Below are 22512 nucleotides of genomic sequence, written 5' to 3' on the forward strand. Positions count from 1 at the left end.
CACTCATGCGCAGGTTCGATCACTCATTGACGCGAGAGCGCGTTCAACACCGCCATGGCGTTCTGGGCATCATTCACGCCGACGAAGATATGGTCATGGTAATAGGCGGCCATCACATTGCAACTGATGCCAGCCTTGCCCAGCGCATTGGCGAACGCCGCAGTGAGCCCCACGGCTTCGAGCGAGGAGTGTACGGTCAGGGTGATCCAGGCACACACGTAGGTGTAGGGCAGCTTCAGCCTATCTGCCGTACTTCGACCCAGAATGACTGTCCATCCTTCGCGCTCCTTGAAACTACCAACAACCTCCACGTCTCGCAGCGTCATTGGGTCAGCGCCCGTGACGAACACATATTCGCCGTCGTTGAGTTCGGGCTTCATGGACTGGAGCAGTGTTTCAAGCGAGGTTTCGCCGTTCATCGCGGGGATCCTGTGCGGGTGAGCGGGCAGTCTAGGGTGTTCACCAGGTGAGATTGAAATTAGCTTTGCAGACAGGGTATTAGGGCGAGTCATGAAGCATTGGCCAGCCCAGGATGCGATGCCATTCGACTGGCGAATATTCCATGTGCGGATTGTCGATTTTCATTCGAAGCCTGGATGGACCAAGCTGGTCGTCCACATCGGTACACATCACCGAAGCCCGGCAGGTACCGCACCCGAGCACGCGGACCTGCACATGGAGAGGGCGGAGGACTGACCCAGGAGGTGACAAGGTGACGGTTTTCACTATCCAGCAAATCGACCACATTGTGCTGCGCGTGCAGGACATGCAGCGGAGTGTGGATTTCTATACCCAGGTACTGGGTTGCTCGATCAGCAAGCACAACGAAGAGCTCGCCATGATCCATCTGGCGGCGGGCGGTTCCATGATCGACCTGGTGGATATCCTAGGCCCGTTGGGGGCCAAGGGCGGTGGAGCACCTGGCAAGGAGCGACGCAACGTCGATCACTTCTGCCTGCGCGTGGAGCCGTTCGATGAGCAGGCAATCATTGCCCACCTGCAAGGGCACGGCATCTCGGTCGAGAAGGCCGCCAGCCGATACGGGGCAGAGGGTGTGGGCTTGTCGCTCTACTGCTTCGATCCTGATGGCAATCAAGTCGAGCTCAAGGGGCCGGCGGAAGTCGCCAGTGCGTGATTCGACCGTCAGGTGCCCTGGCTGCAAGCCAGGATCGCGTCCCTGATCCAGCGGTTCGCCGGGTCTGCGTCATTGCGCGAGTGCCAGGCTTGTTGGTACGACAGCACCGGCAGGTCCAGCGGGGCATCGAAGGTGCGCAGCGTCGGGTACCGGTCCAGATCCCGAACCGGCCAACTCGCCACCGTCAGGATGAGGTCGGTACCGGCGATGAGTTCGATGGCGGCGCTCCAGTGCGGCAGTGCCATGGCGATTCGGCGCCGTACCCCCATTCGCGCCAGCACCCGCTCGATTTCGTCATTGGCATCGGGGCGCAGGGCGAGCATGACGTGCGGGCGCTCCAGCCACGCCTCGAGCGACAGGCAACCGCACGCCGGCAGGGCGCTTTCATCGGCGAGGCTGACGAAGTGCTCGGGGAACAGCTCCTGCACCAGGACACCTTGGGGGTATTCCGGGAAAATGCCCAGCGCCACGTCGAGTTCGCCATCCGCCAGCTGGGCCATCATGGTCTCCCGGCTGGCCTGGCTGACCGCCAGGTCCACCCCGGGTGCGACGCGGCGAACATGACGAACCAGCCTGGGTAGCACACGGCGCGCGGCGTAGTCGGAAAGTGACAAGCGGAAGCGCGCCTGGGATTGGCCCGGGTCGAATTCGGATGCCCCCAGCAGATCATTGAGATGCCTCAGGGACTGCTCGAGCGGCCCCAGCAAGCTTTGCGCTCGGGCGGTAAGCACCAACTGGCCGTCACGGCGTATCAGCAAGGGGTCGTCGAAGTGCAGGCGAAGTTGAGCCAGGGCATGGCTGACGGCGGGCTGGCTTTTGTGCAGGCGCACCGACGCACGTGTCACGTGCCGCTCCAGCAACAGCGCGTGGAGGGTCAGCAGGAGGTTGAGGTCGATCCGTCGTAGTGCTTCCAGCATGTGCTCAATTCTGTCCGATGCATCGGGGCAGGGTAGCAACATGTCGAAAGGGATGACAGCCACGTTGTGTCGAACAGCGTCCAGACGTGGGCAATGTCGTCGCAATGTTTTGCCGTAAAAAGTCAGGGGCAGCTCCGCCGGCTCGACAGACCTGCACAACCAATGCCGAGACCTCACTTTGTGGTAGGTGAGGTTTAGGGATCGCTTACCTTGTACCTGGTTGTCCCGGCAGTCTGTTTTAAAACTTTTTGGAAGACAGGGGGCGCATACTCGAGGTAGCTCAGGGCTTCTGAGCATTGAGAGGTGCGTATGACCAGAGACAGGGATAACGGCCAGGGTGGTAAGTCAGCCGGTAATGGCGGTTGGCCGACCGAGCGAGGCGAGGATGCCAAGAGAGCCCGTCCAGAGGACCGCGACGATTACATCGAAATCCGGCCCTTTCGAGGCGGTCAGAGACAAGGCCCGCCGGATCCATCGAGGGCATCCAATGCCGAGCGCTATAGCTATCACAAGCGCCCATTGGAGTAACAGCCAAGCGTAGACTCGCTGAAATCTGCCATGGGTCGATAGCCGCCACTCGCGACCGTCCGCTATCGCCCCAAAGTAGCCCTTCACGAAGGATTTCTAAGGACCCATTGCAACCGGTCGCGTACGACTGCAATCGATCAAATCAAATGCATCTGCTTTTTCGCGGGTTTGCGGGGCAGGTAAAATTCAGACGCCTTGAAGGCCGATGACTCAGCGCTTGTAGCGTAACGCTTCAACTACAACGCCAAACGCCGATGAATGTTCTCGGCGATTGGGGTAGTAGAGATGGTAACCGGCAAAGGGCTGGCACCAATCTTCCAACACCCGTACAAGGCTACCGTCAGCTAGCTCCTTCGCCACCATGTCCTCCGGCAGGAAACCCAAGCCACATCCCGCCACGGCCGCACGCAGAATCGGCAGGCTGCTGTTGAACGTCCATTGTCCTTCGACACGGGCCTTCAGTTCGTGACCATCCTTTTCAAAATCCCATTGCATCAGGTTGCCATGGGTGGGGAGGCGCAGATTGATGCAATTTTGCGCCGCAAGATCACCGGGCACCTTCGGCACTGGCCGCTGTTTGAAATACTCGGGTGAGCCCACGACCGCGATGCGCAAGGGTGGCCCGATAGGAACGGCGATCATGTCCTTGGCCACCTGCTCTCCCAGGCGTACACCGGCGTCATAGCGTTGCGCGACGATGTCGGAAAGGGCGTAGTCGACGGTGATTTCGACTTTGATGTCTGGATAGTCGGGAAGCACCTTTGAAAGCTTGGGCCACAGAATATTGTTGGCGGCATGTTCGGATGCTTGAATCCGCACATTGCCTGCCGGGGTGTCACGAAACTCGCTGACCGCAGCCAGTTCGAGTTCGATCTCATCGAATCGCGGCGCCATCGATTGATACAGCCGCTGACCCGCCTCGGTCGGCGAAACACTGCGTGTGGTACGCGTCAGCAGGCGCACGCCCAATCGGCTTTCCAGTGCGCGCATGGTGTGACTCAGCGCCGACTGCGAGACGCCAAGCTGAGCGGCCGCGCGGGTGAAACTGCCTTCGCGGGTGATGACCACGAAGGCTTGCAGGTCGTTTAGATTGGCGCGGGACATTGATGAGAACCTCTCATAAGGGGCGCGGGATTAATCCATAAAAGCAGGTTGCACACGAATGCGCGACCCCAAGAGAGTTGATTACAAGGTGCGGGCGTAAAACGCGGTCAGTTTGCCAATTGCGGCATCGACATAACGCGGCACCCAATAGGTTTCGATGTGCGTCGCGCCGTCGAGGATAAACACTTCCTTGTCGGTGGTGCCGGTGGCTTTGGGAAAGGCGTCCTGCGTCATATACAGGCTGTCGGCTTTGCTGCCAGCGATCATCAGCAACGGTTGGTTGATCAGCTCGATAGAGTCAGTGGCGTCGAAACGCATCAAGTCGATCAGGCTGCTGGTGGTGTATTTGAAGGTCGAGTTCGGGTGCGCGTGGGTCTTCCAGTAGTACTCATAACCTTGGCGATACAGCTCGAAGGGCAGCTTGGCAATCTGCTCGTCGGTGAGGTTGGCATCGCCCGAATACAGCACCGTGCCACCGGACGCTTCTTGCGCGCGGGCTGCTGATGCCTGTTGCAGGCGTTGCTGAATGCTGTCCATTTGCGAGTCGTTGTAGCCGTTGCGACGTACCCGCCCCGAATTGAACATGCTCACGGTTGCTAGCGACTTGAAGCGTTTGTCGGTTTGCGCTGCCGCCAACGAGTAACCACCGCCACCACAGATGCCGAGCAAGCCCAGACGCTTGTCATCGACACCGGCAAACTGGCTGATGAAGTCGGCCATCCCGTGAATGTCTTCGATGCGATACGCCGGTTTATCGATGCTGCGCGGCTGACCACCGCTTGCGCCCTGAAACGCCGCATCGGCAGTGATGGTGATGTAGCCCTGTTCGGCCAGGCGTTGAGAATACAGACCGGCGACTTGTTCTTTCACGCCGCCATTGGGGTGTGCAACGACCACGGTCGGGTAGGTCTTCTTCGCGTCATAGTTGGCCGGGGTGTATACGTTGGCGGCGATATCCAGACCGTTGAGCTTGTAGCTGACCGGATGAATGTTGACCTTGCCCGGTTCGTTCTTGCTGATCGCGCCGTCGTAGGCGAGGGTGAACGGGTTCTTTTTGTAATCGGCGGCTAAGGCTTCGCCCGCCGAGAGGCCGACCAATGCCGACATGAACGTGGCCTTGAGGGTTTTTTTCACGTGAAGCTCCTGAGCAATCAAAAGGGCGGCAGTTGCAAACGTGTCAGGTTCAGTCCAGCTGGTTTTCTTTGAGGAATTGCCCGACCAGATCCGCGATCTGCGCGTTGTTCAGATCCGACATGGGGAAGTGGGTATTGCCGTGAATGCCGATCTCCGGCAGGTGGATCAGTCGCACATCCCCGCCGTGGCGATTGACCGCGTCACGCCAGAGCCGGGCCATTTCCAGGCGTGCGCGCCAACTGTCCTGGGCGGGCAGGTCGACCGCTTGCTCCGGGATGTTGTCGCCGTAAAGGATCAGAATCGGAATGCGCGTGAGGGCCATGAATTGCTCCATCGGCACCGCCGCGCCTTGCACCGTGTCGAACGCACTGGGAATAGGCGCAGGCACTTCACCATCAGCGAACACGAAGCTGCTGCCCGGTTCGAACGTCACGATGGCTTTGACCTTGTCGTTCTTGATCGCTGTCAACCAGCCTGGCCCGCCACCTTGCGAGTGGGTGAATAAAATCCCCGGGCCGATTCTATCGAACAGCGCTGACACGCCATCAGAGACCACGCCCATGTCGAACGGCCCGGTGTTCGGTGTCATCGCCCGGAAAAACTGCTCGCGGGTCTGGTCATCCTGAGCAAATTGCACACCGTTGAAGTAGTTGGGCCACAGCCCGATGCGGAACTGGTTGAACCACAGTTGTTCGTCAGGCACAGGCTTGATTGTGGTCTCGACCATGCTGCGTCCGGCATCGCCACGCCGGGGCTGATCGATCAGATAGACGCCGTAATGGCGGCGCAGAAAGATGTTCTGAAAGCCTTCGCGACCATCGGCGGTGGTCTCCCAGGTCTTGGAAAACTGGCCTGCACCGTGCCACATGACGATGGGCAGTTTTCGCGCATCCACCGGGATTTGATAGAAGGCGTAGACGTGGTCACCGTGGTACGTCTGGCCGTTGGGCATCATTGGTTGGCGCGGGTTGAAGGTGCCCGGTGCAGTGGTCACCGATCCGCCGGCGGCGAAGCTGCCTTGTTGTTGAATCAGCAACGAACCATCGGGGTGGTTCGCGCAGGCCGCCAACAGGCTCAACAGCGTGATGCTCAGCAGGTACTTTGCAGATTTCATGTCATTTCCCCGAAGCCGCGAGGGCTTGGGTCAACGCGGTGTTGGCACGTTCAGCCGTCTGTGTATCACCGTGTTTTTTCAGCAGTTCCGTGACCTCATGCAACTGTGCCGTGCTCAGACCGACGCGCAGGCTCGCCGCCATGTGCGAGCGCAATTGCGGCTCGACTCCTGGCGTCGCCGCCAGCGCCCCGACGGTCGCCAGTTCGCGACTTTGCCAGTCGAGGTTGTCGCGCTCGAAGATGTCACCGAACAGGTGGGTTTGCAGGAACCGGTTGATCACCGGAGCGAACTCGAACACCGGGCCTTTGACCGGGGCGCCGGAGATCCTGGTTTGATTCGCGGTGCCGGCGGCCAGCAGCTCATCCCCGATCGGAATCACCCGGCTCGGCTCATGCCCCGGCGCGTCTTCGATACCGCGCTGTTTGCGCGCCTGCACCACTGTCATCAGTTCGTTCAAGGCGTTGAGGCTACGGGGGAAGCCCACATAGGCGTACAGCTGCACCAGAATTTCCCGGGTTTCGCTGATGGTCAGGCCGGCATCGAGCCCTTGATTGAGCGCGGTGTTGAGGTTGGGCATGTCGCTGGTCGCCATGAACGCGGCGATCAGAGGGATCGTTTGTTGTTGGCGCGACAAGCTGGCTGCGCTGGCGGGCGTGCTGGCCATGGTCTGCGATGCCTCGGCTGCTTGAGTGGTAACGCTGAACATCGCCCCAATACCCAGACCAAGCGCCATGAGTGCGGGGAGAGCAGTGCTGTTACGTGCGTCAGTGGTCATCGTGAAAGGCTCCATCCATTGCGGGTCACTGCGGTGTCGCTGGATCGTACGGAGGATGGTTGTGTCGATTAACCCCGAAATTGCGCATGGACTTCTGAACAGAATTCATGAGTCGACATTGCCATAACCGCTGCAATTCCGGCGCGACCCCGCTGATGCAGGGCCTGTAGGGCGGATGGCGGTTTGCAACAAAGGTGCCGGGTGAGCAGCTTCGACACATTCCGTAACTTCATTGGCCGGCGTACTGCGCCTCCGAGACCTGTTCCGCCCAGGTGACGGTCTTGCCGTCCTTGGCTTCAGCGATGGCGATGTGGGTCATGCCGTTGCTGGTCGTGGCGCCATGCCAGTGACGGATGTGCGGCGCAATCCAGACAGTGTCGCCCGGCCGTATTTCCTGTCGTGGGCCGCCCTCTTGCTGCACGTAGCCGACGCCTGCGGTGACGATTAGCGTTTGCCCCAGCGGGTGGGTGTGCCAAGCCGTGCGTGCGCCAGGCTCGAAGGTCACCGTGCCGCCGCCGATGCGCGCCGGCGCATCACCGTTGAACAGGCCATCAACGCGCACCGAGCCGGTAAAGTTTTGAGCCGCGCCCTTGACCGAGGGCTGCGAGCCGTTCGGCGTAACGCGTATTTCGCCGGCGGCCTGTGATTCTGCCGCCATGAATGACAAAGCAACGAGTGGTGCGATCAATCGGTTCATCGGGTCAACTCCGGTCAGACGTGAAAGTGGCGGCGTACAGCGCGCCGCGTTTGGGCAGACTCAGAGTCCGGTCATCTTCAGTGCAGATTCCGGCAGGCGTTCACCGTGCACTTGAATCTGCGCCATCTGTTCGTTGATCTCGCGCAGATCGTCAACGGTCAATTGCAGTTCGACTGCGCCCAGGTTCTCTTCCAGTCGATGGGGTTTGGTCGTGCCTGGGATCGGCACAATCCACGGTTTTTGTGCTAGCAACCAGGCCAGCGCCACTTGCGCCGGCGTGGCGTGTTTGCGTTGCGCGACGGCTTTCACCACATCGACCAACGCCAGATTGGCCTTGCGCGCTTCGGGGGAAAATCGCGGGACGAAGTTGCGGAAATCGCTCGCGTCGAACTGCGTGTGCTCATCGATCTGACCGGTGAGGAAACCGGCTCCGAGGGGGCTGAACGGTACGAAACCGATTCCCAGTTCTTCCAGTACTGCCAGCAGCTCCAACTCCGGGCCTCGCCAGAACAGCGAATATTCGCTCTGCACTGCCGTGACCGCTTGCACCGCGTGAGCCCGGCGAATAGTGTCCACACCCGCCTCAGACAGGCCGAAATGCTTGACCTTGCCCTCGGCGATCAGATCCTTGACGGTGCCGGCGACGTCTTCGATGGGCACCTGCGGATCAACGCGGTGCTGATAAAACAGGTCGATGCAATCGGTGCGCAAACGCTGCAACGACGCCTCGGCAACGGCGCGTATATGTTCCGGGCGGCTGTTGGTTCCGCCGCCGCGTGCGCCGGTAATCAGGTCGATATCGAAGCCGAACTTGGTGGCGATGACGACCCGCTCGCGAATCGGCTGCAAGGCCTCGCCCAGCAGTTCTTCATTGGCAAACGGGCCATACGCTTCAGCGGTGTCGAACAGGGTGATGCCTTGCTCGTGAGCCGAACGAATCAGCTTGATCATGCTGGCTTTGTCGGCAGCGGGCCCATAGGCCGAGGTCATGCTCATGCAGCCCAGGCCCAGTGTAGAAACTTCCAGGCCATTGCCCAACGTGCGGATCTTCATGAGGTTACTCCGTACAGAATTCAATTCACGCGTGCGGAGGTGATCGCTCAACCAGCCGTTTACGCGTTCCATGGTCTTGCGCTCCTGCTCACTCTTCATCACAAAGCCTCCCAAAACCTTTGCCTTCGGCGCGTGCTTGACCAGCACGCTGCGGCTGTTGCCCAAGCCATAACCGCCGTGGGTGTTGAAGGGGATTAGGGTCTTGCCGGTCAGGTCGTGGGCGTTGAGAAAGGCGCGCACGATGGGCGGGGCGGTTTCACCCCAGATCGGAAAGCCGAGATAGATCGTGTCGTAATCGCGCAGAGCGTGAACCTGGTTGTTTCACTGGCGCCTCGCGTGTCGGCGAGCGACAGCAGCGGGGCACTGGCCAGTGCGGCGATCACCGTGCGCCGCAGTGGATCGTGATGGTTGCTCATCGACCTACACGCGCCCTTAGGGCCTCGGGATAACGCTCGCCTTCGACGTGGATCTGCGCCAGCGCTGTATCAATTGCCTTCAGTTCGAAGGGGTCGAGCGTGATGTCCGCGCCGCCGAGGTTTTCTTCCAGGCGATGCAGTTTGGTCGTCCCCGGAATCGGCACAATCCACGGCGCCTGCGCGAGCAGCCATGCCAGCGCGATCTGTGCGGGTGTCGCTTGTTTCTGCGCGGCGATCTGGCGGATCTCCACCACCAATCCCTGATTGGCTTGCAGCGCCGACTGGCTGAAACGCGGGACGATGCTGCGGAAATCGTCGCTGCCGTAAGTGGCCTGTGCCGACACCGTGCCGGTGAGAAAACCTTTGCCCAATGGGCTGAACGGCACGAGGCCGATGCCTAACTCCCAAAGCGTGGGCAGAACTTCCTGCTCAGGCTCGCGCCACCACAGTGAGTATTCACTTTGCAGTGCTGTGATTGGCTGCACCGCGTGCGCACGGCGAATGGTCTGCGCGCCGGCCTCCGACAGGCCGAAGTGCTTGACCTTGCCTTCGCCAATCAAGTCCTTCACCACCCCGGCGACGTCCTCGATCGGCACATCCGGATCGACGCGGTGCTGGTACAGCAGATCGATGTAATCAGTCTTCAGTCGACGCAACGAACCCTCGACCGCGACCCGGATGTGCTCGGGGCGGCTGTTGAGAATCTGCTGTTTATTATCGTCGCCAAAGGTGAAACCGAACTTGGTGGCGATGACCACTTGATCGCGCACCGGTGCCAGGGCTTCGCCCACCACTTGTTCGTTCAGGTAAGGGCCGTAAACCTCGGCGGTATCGAAGAACGTTACGCCCCGGTCAAACGCCGATCGAATCAGCGCAATGGCCTGTTGTGTGTCAGTCGCTGGGCCGTAGCCATGGCTCAAGCCCATGCAACCCAAGCCCAGGGCTGACACTTCAAGTGAACTGTTCCCGAGTGTGCGCTTGTGCATTTGGATCTCCCGGCATTTGGCGTTGGGAGAACAGTAAGCGAGCTAACGAGTGGGGACTAGACGGTTAAATCGGCAAGGGTTCATGAGGTTTGTTCATCAGTCCCAGTACACGAGAGGTGTCGACGATGTCCTCGTGGACGGCTAGACGCCCTGAGCAAGTGCTCAGAAACCGACCTAACATTCGCGTTTGGTAGTAACTAATCGAGCTACCGCTCCCGGCCGAAAGCTGCCGGCCGTGGATGGCTGATTTCGGCCCATAGGATCGGTCACGGTCTATCTTTCAAGACTTGACTCAGATTGATCGGAGCCCTGATGCATGAACGCTATCTGGATCGCACTGGCCATTTTTGGGTGCTTAGTTGCCGCCTCGCTTCTCATGATGCAGTGGTACCCGAAGCTGGCATCCCACCACAGGGATGAAGACACGAACACAGTAATTCGCCTGGTAGCTAACATTTTTGTGGTTATGACATCGCTGGTCTTTGGCTTGATGATCAATGCTGCCAAAAATACCTTCGAGTCCATTGATGCTAACTTCCATGGGTATGCAACCAGCATGATCATTTTTGATCGGACCCTGCGGGGCTATGGCGACTCGGCCCAAGACACGCGCAACCGATTGATCACATATCTTGAGCACGCTATCGAGACTCCGTATCGAGGGGACGAGGCGCTGCAACATCGTAACAGCGAGGCGGCTAAATACTTGGATGACATAGGCTAGTCGTTGGCCGTAATTAAGCCGCCGGACCGCTATCATGAAACGATGCTTCAGGATATTCGTCAGCAATATCATTCGCTCATTGAGCAACGCTGGAGGATCGTCGAGCAGTCAGAGGGAGCAATTCCTGGACCACTTATTGGGATGCTTGCTGCTTGGTTGACGCTGATTTTCGCCAGTTTTGGATACCGAGCGCCCCGTAATTCGATGGTAATAGGTATGTTCATCATTTCTTCATTGCTTATTGCGGCTTCCGTGTACCTCATACTGGACATGGACGTGCCATTCCACGGTCCTATCCAGATATCCGACGAGCCTCTGCGCAGAGCGCTCGCCATAATGCAGCTTTAAGGGAGGAGGGCACGTTTGCATCCCGGGTCGTGGCCTCGTAGCGCACCACATCGAAGTCCGCTACTGGCCGAAAGCCACCCCTGACGAATGTCTGCAATGGGTCGGTAGCCGCCACTCGCGACCGACTGCTTCCGACCCTTTGCAGCCGTTCGAGGTGCTTAAGAAACCTGTGGCGATTCAGACGCCAGCCACTATGAGTCCCTTCCGGCCAATTCGGCCATCAGATACGTAGGGGTAACAAAGGCGACTCGAGGCGACTTAATAGCTGTCCCCGAGTCGCAAAGAATTAAGCGGAGAAACCACCATCAATCGTCAAGCTGGCGCCGGTGATGTAGCCGGCTTCCGGACCGGCCAGGTAAGCAACAAAGCCGGCAATTTCCTCAGCCTTGCCGTAGCGATCCAATGCCATCAGACTTTTCAGGTACTCGGCGCCATCTCCATCGGCCGGGTTCATCTCTGTGTCCACCGGACCGGGTTGCACATTATTTACAGTGATGTGGCGCGGACCTAGATCGCGAGCCATGCCTTTGGCCAAGCCAACCAGCGCCGATTTGCTCATAGCGTACACTGCACCGCCGGCTATCGGGATACGCTCAGCGTTGGTGCTGCCGATGTTGATTATGCGCCCGCCGTTGACCATGTGCTTGGCAGCTTCCTGGCTGGCGACGAAAACGCTGCGCACATTCACCGCTAGGGTATGGTCAAGCTGCTCCAGGGTGAGCTCTTCGGTGCTACCCCAAGCCAGTACACCGGCGTTGTTGACTAAAATATCCAGGCCGCCGAACTGCTCAACTGCCGCGCGAACAGCTTGCTGCACGGCTGCAGCATCAGTGCTGTCGGCCTTGATAGCAAAAGCCTTACCACTAGCTGCAATCACTTCACTGGCCAAAGCACTGGCTCGCTCGGCTGACGATGCATAGGTGAAAGCCACTGCTGCGCCTTCGCGGGCCAGGCGTTTTACGATGGCCGCACCGATACCGCGAGAGCCGCCTTGTACGAAAGCCACTTTCCCTTGCAGGGTTCGGGTAGAGGTCATGCTGTATCTCCATTACAGAAAATTTAGGTCAGTCTGCCCATGGTGTGAGCAATCTAGCGACTTTTGCTAGGTTTCATTTTTGTCTAGGTAGAGATCATCACGGTTGGCGGTTAAGTCAGGATTATGGGAGCTCGATTTGGGTCGGCAGCGGTCTGAAGCCACAGGCAGCTAACGACCCAAAGCGGTCATTGTGTGTCTAGGAAACGCAGGCTGACTGCCCATCGGCGGAAGTGCGGGCCTGCGTCGCAAATGCTCGAGGAGAGATCTTTGATGCAGCCGAACACTGGCGGCCTAGGCAGAAATTATATTGAACGATGCAGGCATCCTGCGCGATGTCGATACGGACGGCGCGTTGCTCTGAGTTCTAGTTAGTCTGCGCGACTACAGGCTCTGCGACGGAGCTGGTAGAAAGCAACGCCGTCAGCAGGCACCCCAAGCCACACAGGCCGATGATCCAGCCCATGGTCCAGGGGGTGCCGTCGGCCAGCCAGCCGACCAGCGCGGCGCTGAGAATGCCGCTGCCGTAGTGCATGGCGCCGAGCATGGCAGACGCGGCGCCAGCACGATGGGGGAACTCGGTCAGCGCGGCAGCCACCGAGTTGGCCACGATCAACCCGTTCATCGACATATAGAAGAACACCGGCAGCGCCAGCCCGCCCAACCCTCCCCAGCCAAAGCGGGTATCCAAGGCCAGCAACACACCAGTGACGGCAGCGATACCGGCGCCGATGCGGAACAGGGCGTCGCTGCCCAGACGCATGACCAGGCGGGTGTTCAGGTAGTTGGCGGCCATGATGCCGAGGATGTTGACGCCGAACAGCAAGCCATAGGCCTGGGTCGGCACATGGTAGTAGTCGATGTAGGCGAACGGGGTGCCGGCGATGAAGGCGTAGGCGCCGCCATAGAAGAAGCCGCCGGACAGCGCGTAGCCGAGTAGACGCCGTGAGCACAGCACTTCGCTATAGGCACGCAGCATGCCACTGAGCGGCTCCTTGCTGCGGCGGGCAGCGGGCAGGGTTTCCGGCAAGGCCAGCAGGGCGAGCATGGTCAGCACGCCAATCACAGCCAGCGACCAGAAGATGGCATGCCAGGACCAGAGCTTGAGCATCTGCCCGCCGAGCAGCGGGCCCAGCAGCGGTGCCACCGCCATGATCAGGATCAGCGTCGACAGCATGCGTGCCGAATGCTCGCGGACATACAGATCACGCACCATGGACCGCGCCAGTACCGGGCCGGCGCAGGCACCGAGGGCCTGGACCACGCGCCAGCCCATCATCTGCCAGACCGTCTCCGACAGCGCGCAGCCCACCGAGCCGAGGATGAACAGCACTAGGCCGGCAGCGATTGGCAGGCGCCGGCCGTGGCGGTCGCCGATCGGCCCCCAGAGCAACTGCCCCAGGCTGAAGCCGATCAGGAAGCTGGAGATGGTCAACTCCACACGCCCGGCCTGGGCGTGCAGTTCCGCCGCCAGGGTCGGCAGGGCGGGCAAGTACAGGTCAGTGGAAATCGAGGCAAAGGACATCAGCGCACTGAGGATGATCAGGATGCGCAGTTCCTTGGGATGCCTGGCCTCGTGGGTGGTGAGGTCAGGGGTGGAGAGTCGGGCCATTGTGTGGCGCCTCCGTGAGAGGGAGGAAGGAGTAGGCCTATGGTACGGGTTGGCGCGGGTCTGATTAAGGTGGGCAGGACGCATGGACTCATGAGTCGCGCTCACTAATCCCGCGTGCGTCAGTGCCTGAGTACCCGTACCGAATCGAGTATTCATGAGCGATCCTCATATCGGCATGCGTGCCAGGACCGCTAATCATTTGCATTGGGCGCGGTTAGATTTTTGCTGCTACTGCTGTGCGTTCGTTGCGCCAGCCAGTGGTGAATCCCTGCCGCCACCTACCTGACCGGAACCGAGCCATGTTGATGCGCGTCGTCCTCATCGCCCTGCGTCGCCCCTACACCTTCGTCGTCATGGCGTTGCTGCTGCTAATTGGCGGCGTGCTGTCCATGACCCGTACCCCGACGGATATCTTTCCCGAGATCCGTATCCCGGTGATCGCCATCGCCTGGCAGTTCACCGGCCTGCCTCCGGATGACATGGCCGGGCGCATCTCCACGGTGTTCCAGCGCACGCTAACCTCGACGGTCAACGACATCGAGCACATCGAGGCCAACACCTATCCGGGCATTAGCATCGTCAAGATCTTCTTCCAGCCGGAGGTGAACATCGCCGTGGCCAACGCCCAGGTCACTGCGGTATCGCAGGTGGCGCTGCGGCAGATGCCGGCCGGTATCCAGCCGCCACTGATCCTCAACTACAACGCAGCCACGGTGCCCATCGTGCAGCTGGCGCTGGCCGGCAAGGGCCTGAGCGAGCAGAACCTGTTCGACCTGGCGATGAACACCGTGCGTACCCAACTGATCACCGTGCCCGGTGCGGTGATCCCGTATCCCTACGGCGGCAAGCAGCGCCAGGTACAGATAGACGTGCGCCCGGAGGCGCTGCAGGCCCGTGGTCTGTCCGCCCAGGACATCTCTGCGGCGCTGGCGGCGCACAACGTGCTGACGCCGATCGGCACGCAGAAGATCGATGAGTTGGAGTACACCCTCAAGCTCAACAGCGCGCCGTCGCTGATCGACGACATCGCCCGGCTGCCGGTCAAGGTGGTCGATGGCGCCACCATCTACCTCGGCGACGTGGCGGACGTGCGCGACGGCAGCGCGCCGCAGAGCAACATCGTGCACGTCGATGGCGGTCGTTCGGTGCTGATGTCGGTGCTGAAGAATGGCTCGGCTTCGACCCTGGCCATCGTCGACGGCATCCGTCAGAAGCTCGACGACATGCGCGATGCACTGCCAGAGGCGCTCAACGTGGTGCCGATCAACGACCAGTCGGTGTTCGTCCGCGCTGCGGTCAAGGGCGTGGTGCTGGAGGGGGCCATCGCCGCTGTGCTGACCAGCGTGATGATCCTGCTGTTCCTCGGTAGCTGGCGCTCGACGGTGATCATCGCGGTGTCGATTCCGCTGTCGATCATGGGCTCGATCATCGCCCTGGCGGCCATCGGCGAAACCCTCAACCTGATGACCCTGGGTGGCCTGGCGCTGGCCATCGGCATCCTGGTGGACGACGCCACGGTGACCATCGAGAACGTCAACTGGCACCTGGAGCAGGGCAAGGACGTGGAGTCGGCGATCATCGACGGCGCCCAGCAGATCGTCGCACCGGCATTCGTTTCCCTGTTGTGCATCTGCATCGCCTTTGTGCCGATGTTCTTCCTCGAAGGCGTGTCCCGCTTCCTCTTCGTGCCGATGGCCGAGGCGGTGATCTTCGCCATGGTTTGCTCCTTCATCCTTTCGCGCACCCTGGTGCCGACCCTGGCCAACTACCTGCTAAAGCCACACAACGAAGCGGGGCACGACAGCGAGTCGCGCAACCTTCTGGTGCGCTTCCAGCGTCGTTTCGAGCAACGTTTCGAGCGCCTGCGCGCCGGTTATCGCGGCGTACTGGAACGTGCCCTGGCGCGGCGCAAGGCATTCCTGGTCGGCTTCATGGCGATGGTGCTGCTGTCGTTTGGCCTGGTGCCGTTTCTCGGCAGCAATTTCTTCCCCTCGGTGGACTCCGGCCAGGTGCTGATGCACGTGCGCGTGCCGGTGGGCACGCGGGTGGAGGAGACCGCCAACCGCTTCGCCCGCATCGAGGAGGCGATTCGCCAGGTGATTCCGGCCGAGGAGATCGAGACGCTGGTGGACAACATCGGCCTGCCGCCGAGCCCGACCAACACCACCTACAACAACACCGGGGTGATGGGCTCGCAGGACGGCGACTTCCAGGTCGCCCTGCGCGACGGCCATGCACCTACCGCAGAGTACGTGCGCCGGCTGCGCGCGGTGCTGCCCGAACAGTTCCCGGACACCACCTTCTCCTTCCCACCGGCGGACATCGTCAGCCAGATCCTCAACTTCGGTGCGCCGGCGCCCATCGATATCCAGGTGCGCGGCGCCAACATCGAGGGCAACTTCGCCTACGCCCGCCAACTGCTCAAACGCATCCGCGCCATCCCTGGCGTGGTCGATGCGCGCATCCAGCAGTCGGACAAGGCCCCGGTGTTCGACGTGGCGCTGGATCGCACCCAGGCCCAGCAACTGGGGCTGACCACCCGCGACGTGACCAACAGCCTGGTGGTGAATCTCGCCGGCAGCAGTCAGGTGGCGCCTACCTACTGGCTCAACCCGAGCAACGGCGTGAGCTATCCCATCGTCATCCAGGCGCCGCAGTATCAGCTCGATTCGCTGTCGGCGCTGGCCAACCTGCCGGTGGGCAATGGCGACAATGCCGCTGAGACCACCCTGGGCGGCGTGGCCAGTTTCCAGCGCAACCTCGGCAACGCGCTGGTCAGCCAGTACAACATCCAGCCGATGGTGCAGATCCACGCCGCCACCCAGGACCGTGACCTGGCGGCGGTAGCCGCCGACATTCGTCAGGTGCTAGCCGAGACCGCCGGAGAGGTTCCGCGTGGTTCCGCAGTGCACCTCATGGGGCAGGTGGACACCATGGAGAAGGCCTTCTCCGGCCTGCTGTTCGGCCTGCTCGGCGCCATCGTGCTGATCTACCTGCTGATCGTGGTCAACTTCCAGTCCTGGCTCGATCCGGCGGTGATCGTCTCGGCATTGTCTGCGGCGCTCGCAGGTATCGTCTGGATGCTGTTCGCCACCGATACCACGCTGTCGGTGCCGGCGCTGACCGGGGCGATAATGTGTATGGGCGTGGCCACCGCCAACAGCGTGCTGGTGATCAGCTTCGCCCGCGAGCGCCTGGCGGAGCTGGGCGACGCCACCGCCGCCGCGCTGGAGGCCGGCTTCGTGCGCTTCCGTCCGGTATTGATGACGGCCCTGGCCATGATCATCGGCATGCTGCCGATGGCTCTGGGCGTGGGTGAGGGCGGCGAGCAGAACGCGCCGCTCGGCCGCGCGGTTATCGGTGGCCTGCTGTTCGCTACCTTCGCCACCCTAGTGTTCGTGCCGGTGCTGTTCAGCCTGGTGCACGGCAGTACCTCTTCCCGCGGCGCTGCCGCTGCGCAACCGACTCTCGGAGTGTCCTGACATGACTAGTCAATCCCCCGTTCGCCGCCACCTGCCGCTGCTCGGCCTGTCCGTGCTGGCCGTGGCCATCGTGGTTGGCGGCCTGAGCACGCGCTGGAGCCGCGCCGAGCAATTGCGCGACAGCGCCGCCCAGCAGAGCGTGCGCGCCGTGGCGTTGGTCGCGCCAACGCCGATCAGCACTCAGACCATACAGTTGCCAGGGCGCATCGAGGCCTGGTCGCGGGCGCCGATCTATGCACGGGTCAGCGGTTATCTGAAGTCCTGGCAGGTCGATATCGGCCTGCCGGTCAAGGCTGGGCAGGCGCTAGCCGAGATCGAGACTCCCGATCTCGACCAAGAGCTGCTGCAGGCCCGAGCCGAGCTGGAGCGGGCGCGCACCGACGCGAATCTGGCCGACACCACCGCACGGCGCTGGCAGTCGCTGCTCGACAGCAACGCGGTGTCGCGTCAGGAGGTCGAGGAGCGCACCGCCGACCAGGCGGCCAAGCGTTCGGCGGTGAATGCCGCGCAGGCCAATGTCGAGCGGATGCAGGCGCTGCAGCAGTTTAAGCATCTGAAGGCGCCGTTTGTCGGCATCGTCACCGCACGCAATACCGATGTGGGCTCGCTGATCAATGTTGGCATGACCCCAGGTAGCGAGCTGTTCGTGGTGTCTGACGTGAGCCGCCTGCGCGTGTATGTGAATGTGCCGCAGCGCATGGTCGCCGGTCTGCAGGCGGGCAGCCGCGCCCAGCTGCGGGTGCCGGAACGGCCGGGCAAGGCGTATACCGCCACCGTGCAGTCGCTGGCCCAGGCCATCGACGCCGGATCCGGCACTATGCGCGTGCAACTGTCGGTGGACAATGCCGCCGGCGAGCTGCTGCCCGGCGCCTATGCCACGGTGCAATTCGACGCTGCCCAGGGGCAGGCGGCACTGGGATTGCCGCCCAGCGCGCTGATCATCGACAGGCAGGGCGTGCAGATCGCCACGCTGGATGCCGAGGGCAAGGCACGCCTCAAGCCGGTCACCATCGCCCGCGACCTGGGCAACATGGTGGCCCTGGCCGAAGGGCTTGCCGAATCGGATCGGGTGATCGACAGCCCACCGGATGGCATCGCCAATGGCGATGCGCTGCGAGTGGCTGAGCAACAGCCCTGAACGCAGGTCCTGTCCGACCCATCCTGCAAGTCATCCGCTTGGCTTTGAGTGGGGCAAAGAGTGCATCGGAGTGGCGGTGGAGGCATTATCTGCCGCATTCCATCGGACAGGACCGCAGCATGCCGCGTGAGAACCTAAATGACCTAATGGCCTTCGTTCTAGTGGCCCGGGAAGGCAGTTTCACCCGCGCCGCCGCCCAGCTGGGCGTCTCGCAGTCGGCCCTGAGCCACACCATTCGCGGCCTCGAAGCACGTCTTGACCTGCGTCTGCTGACCCGCACCACGCGCAGTGTGTCGCCCACCGATGCGGGCGACCGCTTGTTTCAGACCCTGGCGCCACGCTTCGAGGAGATCGAAGCCGAACTGGCCGAACTGAAGAGCCTGCGCGGCGAGCCGGTCGGCAGCCTGCGCCTGACTGCCGCCGAGCACGCGGCCAATACCGTGCTGTGGCCGGCGCTGGAAAAACTGCTGCCGCAGTATCCGGGGATCAAGGTCGAGATCACCATCGACTACGGCCTGACCGATATCGTCGCCCAGCGTTTCGACGCCGGCGTGCGCCTAGGCGACCAGGTGGCCAAGGACATGATCGCCGTGCGCATCGCCCCGGACCTGCGCATGGCGGTGGTCGCCTCGCCGTCTTACCTGGCCTGTCGCGCGTCACCGACCACTCCGCAGGAACTGGCCGAGCACGACTGCCTCAACCTGCGCCTGCCGACCCACGGTGGCCTGATGGCCTGGGAGCTGGAGAAGGACGGCCGCGAGCACAAGGTACGCGTCGACGGCCAGCTCACCTTCAACAACAGCACGCAGATTCTCAAGGCCGCGCTGGCCGGTTTCGGTCTGGCTTACCTGCCCAGCGACCTGGTCACCGAGCATGTCGCTGAAGGCCGCCTGATAGCCGTGATGGAGGACTGGTGCCCGAGCTTTCCCGGCTATCACCTGTACTACCCCAGCCGCCGGCAATCCTCCAAGGCCATGGCGGTGCTGATCGAGGCACTGCGTTACCGCCGCGATTGATGAGCTGAGCTCATGGCTCCAAGTGTTTTTTACCCTCTAATCATGAGCTCGATCTGCCCCTAAAGTGACTCCCATGCCCTGGCGCTGCCCGCAGCACCAGCGAATCGAGATCGACAGAGGACAAGCAGATGAACCCACGTACCTGGCTTATTACTGGCATTAGTAGCGGTTTCGGCCGCGAGTTGAGCGAGCAACTGCTGGCCCGTGGCGACCGCGTGCTGGGCACCGTGCGCGACACCGCCAAGGTCGTTGATCTGATTACGCGCTATCCCGAGACACTCAGCGTCGAGCAACTGGACGTCATCGATGTGCGCGCCGTGCGCCGGGTGGTGGAAGGAGCCTTCGCCCGCTTCGGACGCATCGACGTGCTGATCAGCAATGCCGGCTACGGCCTGTTCGGCGCCGCCGAAGAGCTGAGCGACGAGCAGATCGAGCTCATGATCGCCACCAACCTGACTGGCTCGATCCAGCTGATCCGCGCCGCGCTGCCGCATCTGCGTGCCCAGGGCGGCGGGCGGGTGATCCAGATTTCCTCCTACGGCGGCCAGGTCGCCTTCGCCGGTAACTCGCTGTACCACGCGACCAAGTGGGGCATCGAGGGCTTCGTCGAGTCGGTGGCCCAGGAAGTGGCGCCATTCGGCATCGGCATGACCATCGTCGAGCCGGGCGGTGCGCGCACCGAGTTCCGCTACGGCAGCGCCCAGGTCGCCGAGCTGATGCCGGAATACGACGCCACGCCGGCGCATGCCTTCCTGCGCATGCTCGACCCGGATAACGGCCTTGCGCCCGGCGACCCCGCCCGCATGGCCGCGCGCATCATCGAAAGCGTGGAGGTCGAACCCGCGCCACTGCGCATGGTGTTTGGCTCGCAGGCGCTGCAGAGCACGCTGGATACCTTGCGCAAGCGCGTCGCCGACTTCGAGACACAGGCGGAACTGGCGGCCTCCACCGATTTTCCTGCGGGAGAGTGAGCCGCTGAATAACTCTTTGATGGTGGCCGCGCTGCTGGCTGCCCCACTGGCCTTGGCCGAGGAGCTTCCCATGATCGAGATCAACCGCGTCGGCTCGCAGCCATCCCAGGTCGGTTCGGACCAGTATTTCACCGGCAAGGTGCGGGTCGACTCACCGTTCCAGAGCTCGGCACCTGCACGCATCGGCGGCGCCACTGTCACCTTCGAGCCAGGCGCCCGCACCGCCTGGCACACCCATCCGCTGGGCCAGACGCTGATCGTCACCACCGGCGTCGGCCTGGTGCAGCAATGGGGCGAGTCCGTGCAGCAGATTCGCCCCGGTGACGTGGTGTGGATTCCGCCGGGTGCCAAGCACTGGCACGGCGCCACGGGAGAAACCGCGATGAGCCACGTCGCCATCGCCGAAGCGCAGGACGGCAAAGTGGTCGACTGGTTAGAGCAGGTCAGCGATGCGCAGTACCAGAGCGGTGATTGAGTAGCTTCAGTCGTCTGCGCTAGCCGTTCTACCAATCATCCTTTCAGCCCCACGGAGACCACAGCTATGTTGGGAACCAAACTCTATGCCCCCGGTGATGTGCGCATCGAAGAGATGCCCGAACCAACGATCCTCAAACCGACCGACGCCATCATCAAGCTCGCCTCCACCTGCGTCTGCGGCTCTGACCTGTGGCCCTATCGTGGCCTCAATCAGGTGGAAGCTCCCCTGAACATGGGCCACGAATACTGCGGCACTGTGGTCGAAGTCGGCAGCGCTGTTACCTCGGTGAAGCCAGGGCAATTTGTGGTCGGCTCGTTCTGCCTGTCGGACAACACCTGCCCGCATTGCCGCTTCGGCTTCCAGTCGTCGTGCATGCAGCGCGAGTTCATGACCGGCGCGCAGGCAGAGTACGCCCGCGTACCGCTGGCCGATGGCACCCTGGTGGCGCTTGACGAGCAACCCGCTGCCGATTTAATCCCCAGCCTGCTGGCGGCTTCCGATGTTCTCGGCACCGGCTGGTATGCCGCCGATGCGGCCCGCGTACAGCCAGGCTGCACTGCGGTGGTGGTAGGCGACGGTGCCGTCGGGTTGATGGGTGTGCTGGCCGCCAAGCAGATGGGCGCCGAACGCATCATCGTCATGAGCCGACACAAATCGCGCCAGGACTTGGCGCTGGAGTACGGCGCGACCGACATCGTGGCGGCCCGTGGTGATGAGGGTATCGCCAAAATCAAGCAGCTCACCAACCAGATCGGTGCCGATGCGGTGCTCGAATGTGTCGGCACCGCCGAGTCAATGAAGCAGGCGCTGGCCGTGGCGCGCCCGGGCTCGATGATTGGCTATGTCGGCGTGCCGCACGGCGTGCAGTTCGACGGCCAGCAGCTGTTCTTCACCCAAGCCGGCATGCTCGGCGGCCCCGCGCCGGTGCGGCGCTTCCTGCCGCATCTGCTGGATCTGATCCTGTCGCGCAAGATCAACCCCGGCAAGGTCTTCGATCTGGCGGTGCCGCTCAGCGATGTGGCTGAGGGCTACAAGGCGATGGACGAGCGCCGGGCAATCAAGACGCTGTTGCAAGTCTGAGCGCTCCTCAGGGCTCAATATGACCCAATGCGTTGATCAGGCGGTGATCGAGTTGATGGGCTAACGCAGATGACTGCACACAACTGACCGCTATTGGCCGATTAATGTCGTCCGTGAATGGCAGCTATGGGTCGATTGCGGTCAGTCACGACCGGCTGCTTTCGACCCAAAGCTGCCTCTGAGACCTACAATGAGTAGGAAAACATTAATTGGCCATGGATCAATTAACTCAGGATATTATTGCTGTTCGCTGGATGAACCGGAGCATATATGGCTGATCGGATTCGTATACGGTTTATTTTTTACGCCCGTATTAGCGGGTCAAACCGGCTCCTGCGGCGATCGCATTTAGATCGAAGCCAGCAGCTCACTTCGTTGCTTATGGCAGACGCTTAAGCCCGCACTGATACTTGGCACCTGCAAGGCTTGCTTCAAACGCCTCAAGCCCTGCGTATATCTGTTGCAGCCCAGTGATTTGCCCCAGCACTTCGCGTTTCTTGTCGGCAATGGCCTTGCCCGCCAATTCCCACGGCAAATCAGCACCCTGATGCCTCAGCAGAATCGCCTGCAGTTCTTTCAGTTTGAAACCCAACTGCTGCGCGCACTTGATGAACGTCAGCAGCTCGACACTCTGCTGATTGTAAACGCGGTACTGCCCCTTGCGCTCGGGCGGCGGCAGCAGGCCAATCGCTTCATAGTGGCGGATGGTCTTGACCGTGGTGCCCGACAGTTGGGCGGCTTTGCCGATGTACATGAATGTCCTTTTCATAA

General features: G+C 61.6%; 20 protein-coding genes. 8 read left to right on the plus strand and 12 right to left on the minus strand.

Annotated features, from left to right (window positions below; all coding sequences use genetic code 11):
- Positions 1–23 precede the first annotated feature (23 nt).
- Positions 24–419, minus strand: coding sequence for an ACT domain-containing protein (locus IM733_RS05800; RefSeq protein ID WP_248919956.1), 396 nt, complete (start codon positions 417–419; stop codon positions 24–26).
- A gap of 293 nt (positions 420–712) precedes the next feature.
- Between IM733_RS05800 and IM733_RS05805 the strand changes: the two genes are divergently transcribed.
- Positions 713–1135 carry a VOC family protein gene (locus IM733_RS05805; protein WP_248919957.1) on the plus strand — a complete coding sequence of 141 codons (423 nt, stop codon included), beginning with the start codon at positions 713–715 and terminating at the stop codon, positions 1133–1135.
- 8 nt (positions 1136–1143) lie between these two features.
- Here IM733_RS05805 and IM733_RS05810 read toward each other — a convergent pair whose 3' ends face one another.
- The 8 genes from IM733_RS05810 to IM733_RS05845 all read right to left on the minus strand — a co-directional run bounded on the left by IM733_RS05810 (position 1144) and on the right by IM733_RS05845 (position 9859).
- The gene (locus IM733_RS05810; RefSeq protein ID WP_248921122.1) at positions 1144–2049 is read right to left on the minus strand and encodes a LysR family transcriptional regulator; all 906 of its coding nucleotides are present in this window, start codon (positions 2047–2049) and stop codon (positions 1144–1146) included.
- Positions 2050–2790: 741 nt separating this feature from the next.
- A complete protein-coding gene (locus IM733_RS05815) occupies positions 2791–3684 on the minus strand; it encodes a LysR family transcriptional regulator (protein ID WP_248919958.1) in 894 nt (297 codons plus the stop codon).
- 81 nt (positions 3685–3765) lie between these two features.
- Positions 3766–4818, minus strand: coding sequence for an alpha/beta hydrolase (locus IM733_RS05820; RefSeq protein ID WP_248919959.1), 1053 nt, complete (start codon positions 4816–4818; stop codon positions 3766–3768).
- A 49-nt stretch (positions 4819–4867) separates the two neighbouring features.
- Positions 4868–5812, minus strand: coding sequence for an alpha/beta hydrolase (locus IM733_RS05825; RefSeq protein WP_248921123.1), 945 nt, complete (start codon positions 5810–5812; stop codon positions 4868–4870).
- 121 nt (positions 5813–5933) lie between these two features.
- Positions 5934–6707 carry a carboxymuconolactone decarboxylase family protein gene (locus IM733_RS05830; RefSeq protein ID WP_248919960.1) on the minus strand — a complete coding sequence of 258 codons (774 nt, stop codon included), beginning with the start codon at positions 6705–6707 and terminating at the stop codon, positions 5934–5936.
- Between the two features lie 229 nt (positions 6708–6936).
- A complete protein-coding gene (locus IM733_RS05835) occupies positions 6937–7404 on the minus strand; it encodes a (R)-mandelonitrile lyase (protein WP_248919961.1) in 468 nt (155 codons plus the stop codon).
- Between the two features lie 60 nt (positions 7405–7464).
- Complete coding sequence (locus IM733_RS05840; RefSeq protein WP_432760413.1) at positions 7465–8760, minus strand: aldo/keto reductase; 1296 nt, start codon at positions 8758–8760, stop codon at positions 7465–7467.
- A gap of 109 nt (positions 8761–8869) precedes the next feature.
- Complete coding sequence (locus IM733_RS05845; protein WP_248919963.1) at positions 8870–9859, minus strand: aldo/keto reductase; 990 nt, start codon at positions 9857–9859, stop codon at positions 8870–8872.
- Positions 9860–10175: 316 nt separating this feature from the next.
- Between IM733_RS05845 and IM733_RS05850 the strand changes: the two genes are divergently transcribed.
- Positions 10176–10583 carry a hypothetical protein gene (locus tag IM733_RS05850; protein WP_248919964.1) on the plus strand — a complete coding sequence of 136 codons (408 nt, stop codon included), beginning with the start codon at positions 10176–10178 and terminating at the stop codon, positions 10581–10583.
- A 634-nt stretch (positions 10584–11217) separates the two neighbouring features.
- On the opposite strand, the gene IM733_RS05855 is transcribed toward IM733_RS05850, so the two are convergent.
- On the minus strand, positions 11218–11967 hold the full coding sequence (locus IM733_RS05855; RefSeq protein WP_248919965.1) for a 3-oxoacyl-ACP reductase family protein: 750 nt from the start codon (positions 11965–11967) through the stop codon (positions 11218–11220).
- Between the two features lie 364 nt (positions 11968–12331).
- On the minus strand, positions 12332–13576 hold the full coding sequence (locus IM733_RS05860) for a Bcr/CflA family multidrug efflux MFS transporter (protein WP_248919966.1): 1245 nt from the start codon (positions 13574–13576) through the stop codon (positions 12332–12334).
- A gap of 302 nt (positions 13577–13878) precedes the next feature.
- Between IM733_RS05860 and IM733_RS05865 the strand changes: the two genes are divergently transcribed.
- From IM733_RS05865 to IM733_RS05890, 6 genes are all read left to right on the plus strand, one after another.
- Complete coding sequence (locus IM733_RS05865) at positions 13879–17058, plus strand: efflux RND transporter permease subunit (protein WP_248921124.1); 3180 nt, start codon at positions 13879–13881, stop codon at positions 17056–17058.
- Between the two features lies 1 nt (position 17059).
- On the plus strand, positions 17060–18196 hold the full coding sequence (locus IM733_RS05870) for an efflux RND transporter periplasmic adaptor subunit (RefSeq protein ID WP_248919967.1): 1137 nt from the start codon (positions 17060–17062) through the stop codon (positions 18194–18196).
- Between the two features lie 119 nt (positions 18197–18315).
- The gene (locus IM733_RS05875; protein ID WP_248919968.1) at positions 18316–19212 is read left to right on the plus strand and encodes a LysR family transcriptional regulator; all 897 of its coding nucleotides are present in this window, start codon (positions 18316–18318) and stop codon (positions 19210–19212) included.
- A 128-nt stretch (positions 19213–19340) separates the two neighbouring features.
- Complete coding sequence (locus tag IM733_RS05880; RefSeq protein WP_248919969.1) at positions 19341–20183, plus strand: SDR family oxidoreductase; 843 nt, start codon at positions 19341–19343, stop codon at positions 20181–20183.
- 70 nt (positions 20184–20253) lie between these two features.
- Positions 20254–20658, plus strand: a complete 405-nt coding sequence (locus IM733_RS05885; RefSeq protein ID WP_248919970.1) for a (R)-mandelonitrile lyase — start codon at positions 20254–20256, stop codon at positions 20656–20658.
- 66 nt (positions 20659–20724) lie between these two features.
- Positions 20725–21741 carry a zinc-dependent alcohol dehydrogenase family protein gene (locus tag IM733_RS05890; protein WP_248919971.1) on the plus strand — a complete coding sequence of 339 codons (1017 nt, stop codon included), beginning with the start codon at positions 20725–20727 and terminating at the stop codon, positions 21739–21741.
- Positions 21742–22120: 379 nt separating this feature from the next.
- On the opposite strand, the gene IM733_RS05895 is transcribed toward IM733_RS05890, so the two are convergent.
- Positions 22121–22495 (minus strand): MerR family transcriptional regulator, encoded by a 375-nt coding sequence (locus IM733_RS05895; protein ID WP_248919972.1) that lies wholly within the window; start codon positions 22493–22495, stop codon positions 22121–22123.
- Between the last annotated feature and the right edge of the window lie 17 nt (positions 22496–22512).

This window comes from Pseudomonas entomophila, from assembly GCF_023277925.1.
GTDB lineage: Bacteria > Pseudomonadota > Gammaproteobacteria > Pseudomonadales > Pseudomonadaceae > Aquipseudomonas > Aquipseudomonas entomophila_D.

What these genes read in the sequence shown, in the direction of transcription:
- IM733_RS05855 (WP_248919965.1), bottom strand. Translation starts at nt 11,967, where the DNA reads ATGACCTCTACCCGAACCCTGCAAGGGAAAGTGGCTTTCGTACAAGGC.
- IM733_RS05880 (WP_248919969.1), top strand. Translation starts at nt 19,341, where the DNA reads ATGAACCCACGTACCTGGCTTATTACTGGCATTAGTAGCGGTTTCGGC.
- IM733_RS05895 (WP_248919972.1), bottom strand. Translation starts at nt 22,495, where the DNA reads ATGTACATCGGCAAAGCCGCCCAACTGTCGGGCACCACGGTCAAGACC.
- IM733_RS05800 (WP_248919956.1), bottom strand. Translation starts at nt 419, where the DNA reads ATGAACGGCGAAACCTCGCTTGAAACACTGCTCCAGTCCATGAAGCCC.
- IM733_RS05885 (WP_248919970.1), top strand. Translation starts at nt 20,254, where the DNA reads ATGATCGAGATCAACCGCGTCGGCTCGCAGCCATCCCAGGTCGGTTCG.
- IM733_RS05815 (WP_248919958.1), bottom strand. Translation starts at nt 3,684, where the DNA reads ATGTCCCGCGCCAATCTAAACGACCTGCAAGCCTTCGTGGTCATCACC.
- IM733_RS05870 (WP_248919967.1), top strand. Translation starts at nt 17,060, where the DNA reads ATGACTAGTCAATCCCCCGTTCGCCGCCACCTGCCGCTGCTCGGCCTG.
- IM733_RS05890 (WP_248919971.1), top strand. Translation starts at nt 20,725, where the DNA reads ATGTTGGGAACCAAACTCTATGCCCCCGGTGATGTGCGCATCGAAGAG.
- IM733_RS05875 (WP_248919968.1), top strand. Translation starts at nt 18,316, where the DNA reads ATGCCGCGTGAGAACCTAAATGACCTAATGGCCTTCGTTCTAGTGGCC.
- IM733_RS05835 (WP_248919961.1), bottom strand. Translation starts at nt 7,404, where the DNA reads ATGAACCGATTGATCGCACCACTCGTTGCTTTGTCATTCATGGCGGCA.
- IM733_RS05850 (WP_248919964.1), top strand. Translation starts at nt 10,176, where the DNA reads ATGAACGCTATCTGGATCGCACTGGCCATTTTTGGGTGCTTAGTTGCC.
- IM733_RS05845 (WP_248919963.1), bottom strand. Translation starts at nt 9,859, where the DNA reads ATGCACAAGCGCACACTCGGGAACAGTTCACTTGAAGTGTCAGCCCTG.
- IM733_RS05830 (WP_248919960.1), bottom strand. Translation starts at nt 6,707, where the DNA reads ATGACCACTGACGCACGTAACAGCACTGCTCTCCCCGCACTCATGGCG.
- IM733_RS05860 (WP_248919966.1), bottom strand. Translation starts at nt 13,576, where the DNA reads ATGGCCCGACTCTCCACCCCTGACCTCACCACCCACGAGGCCAGGCAT.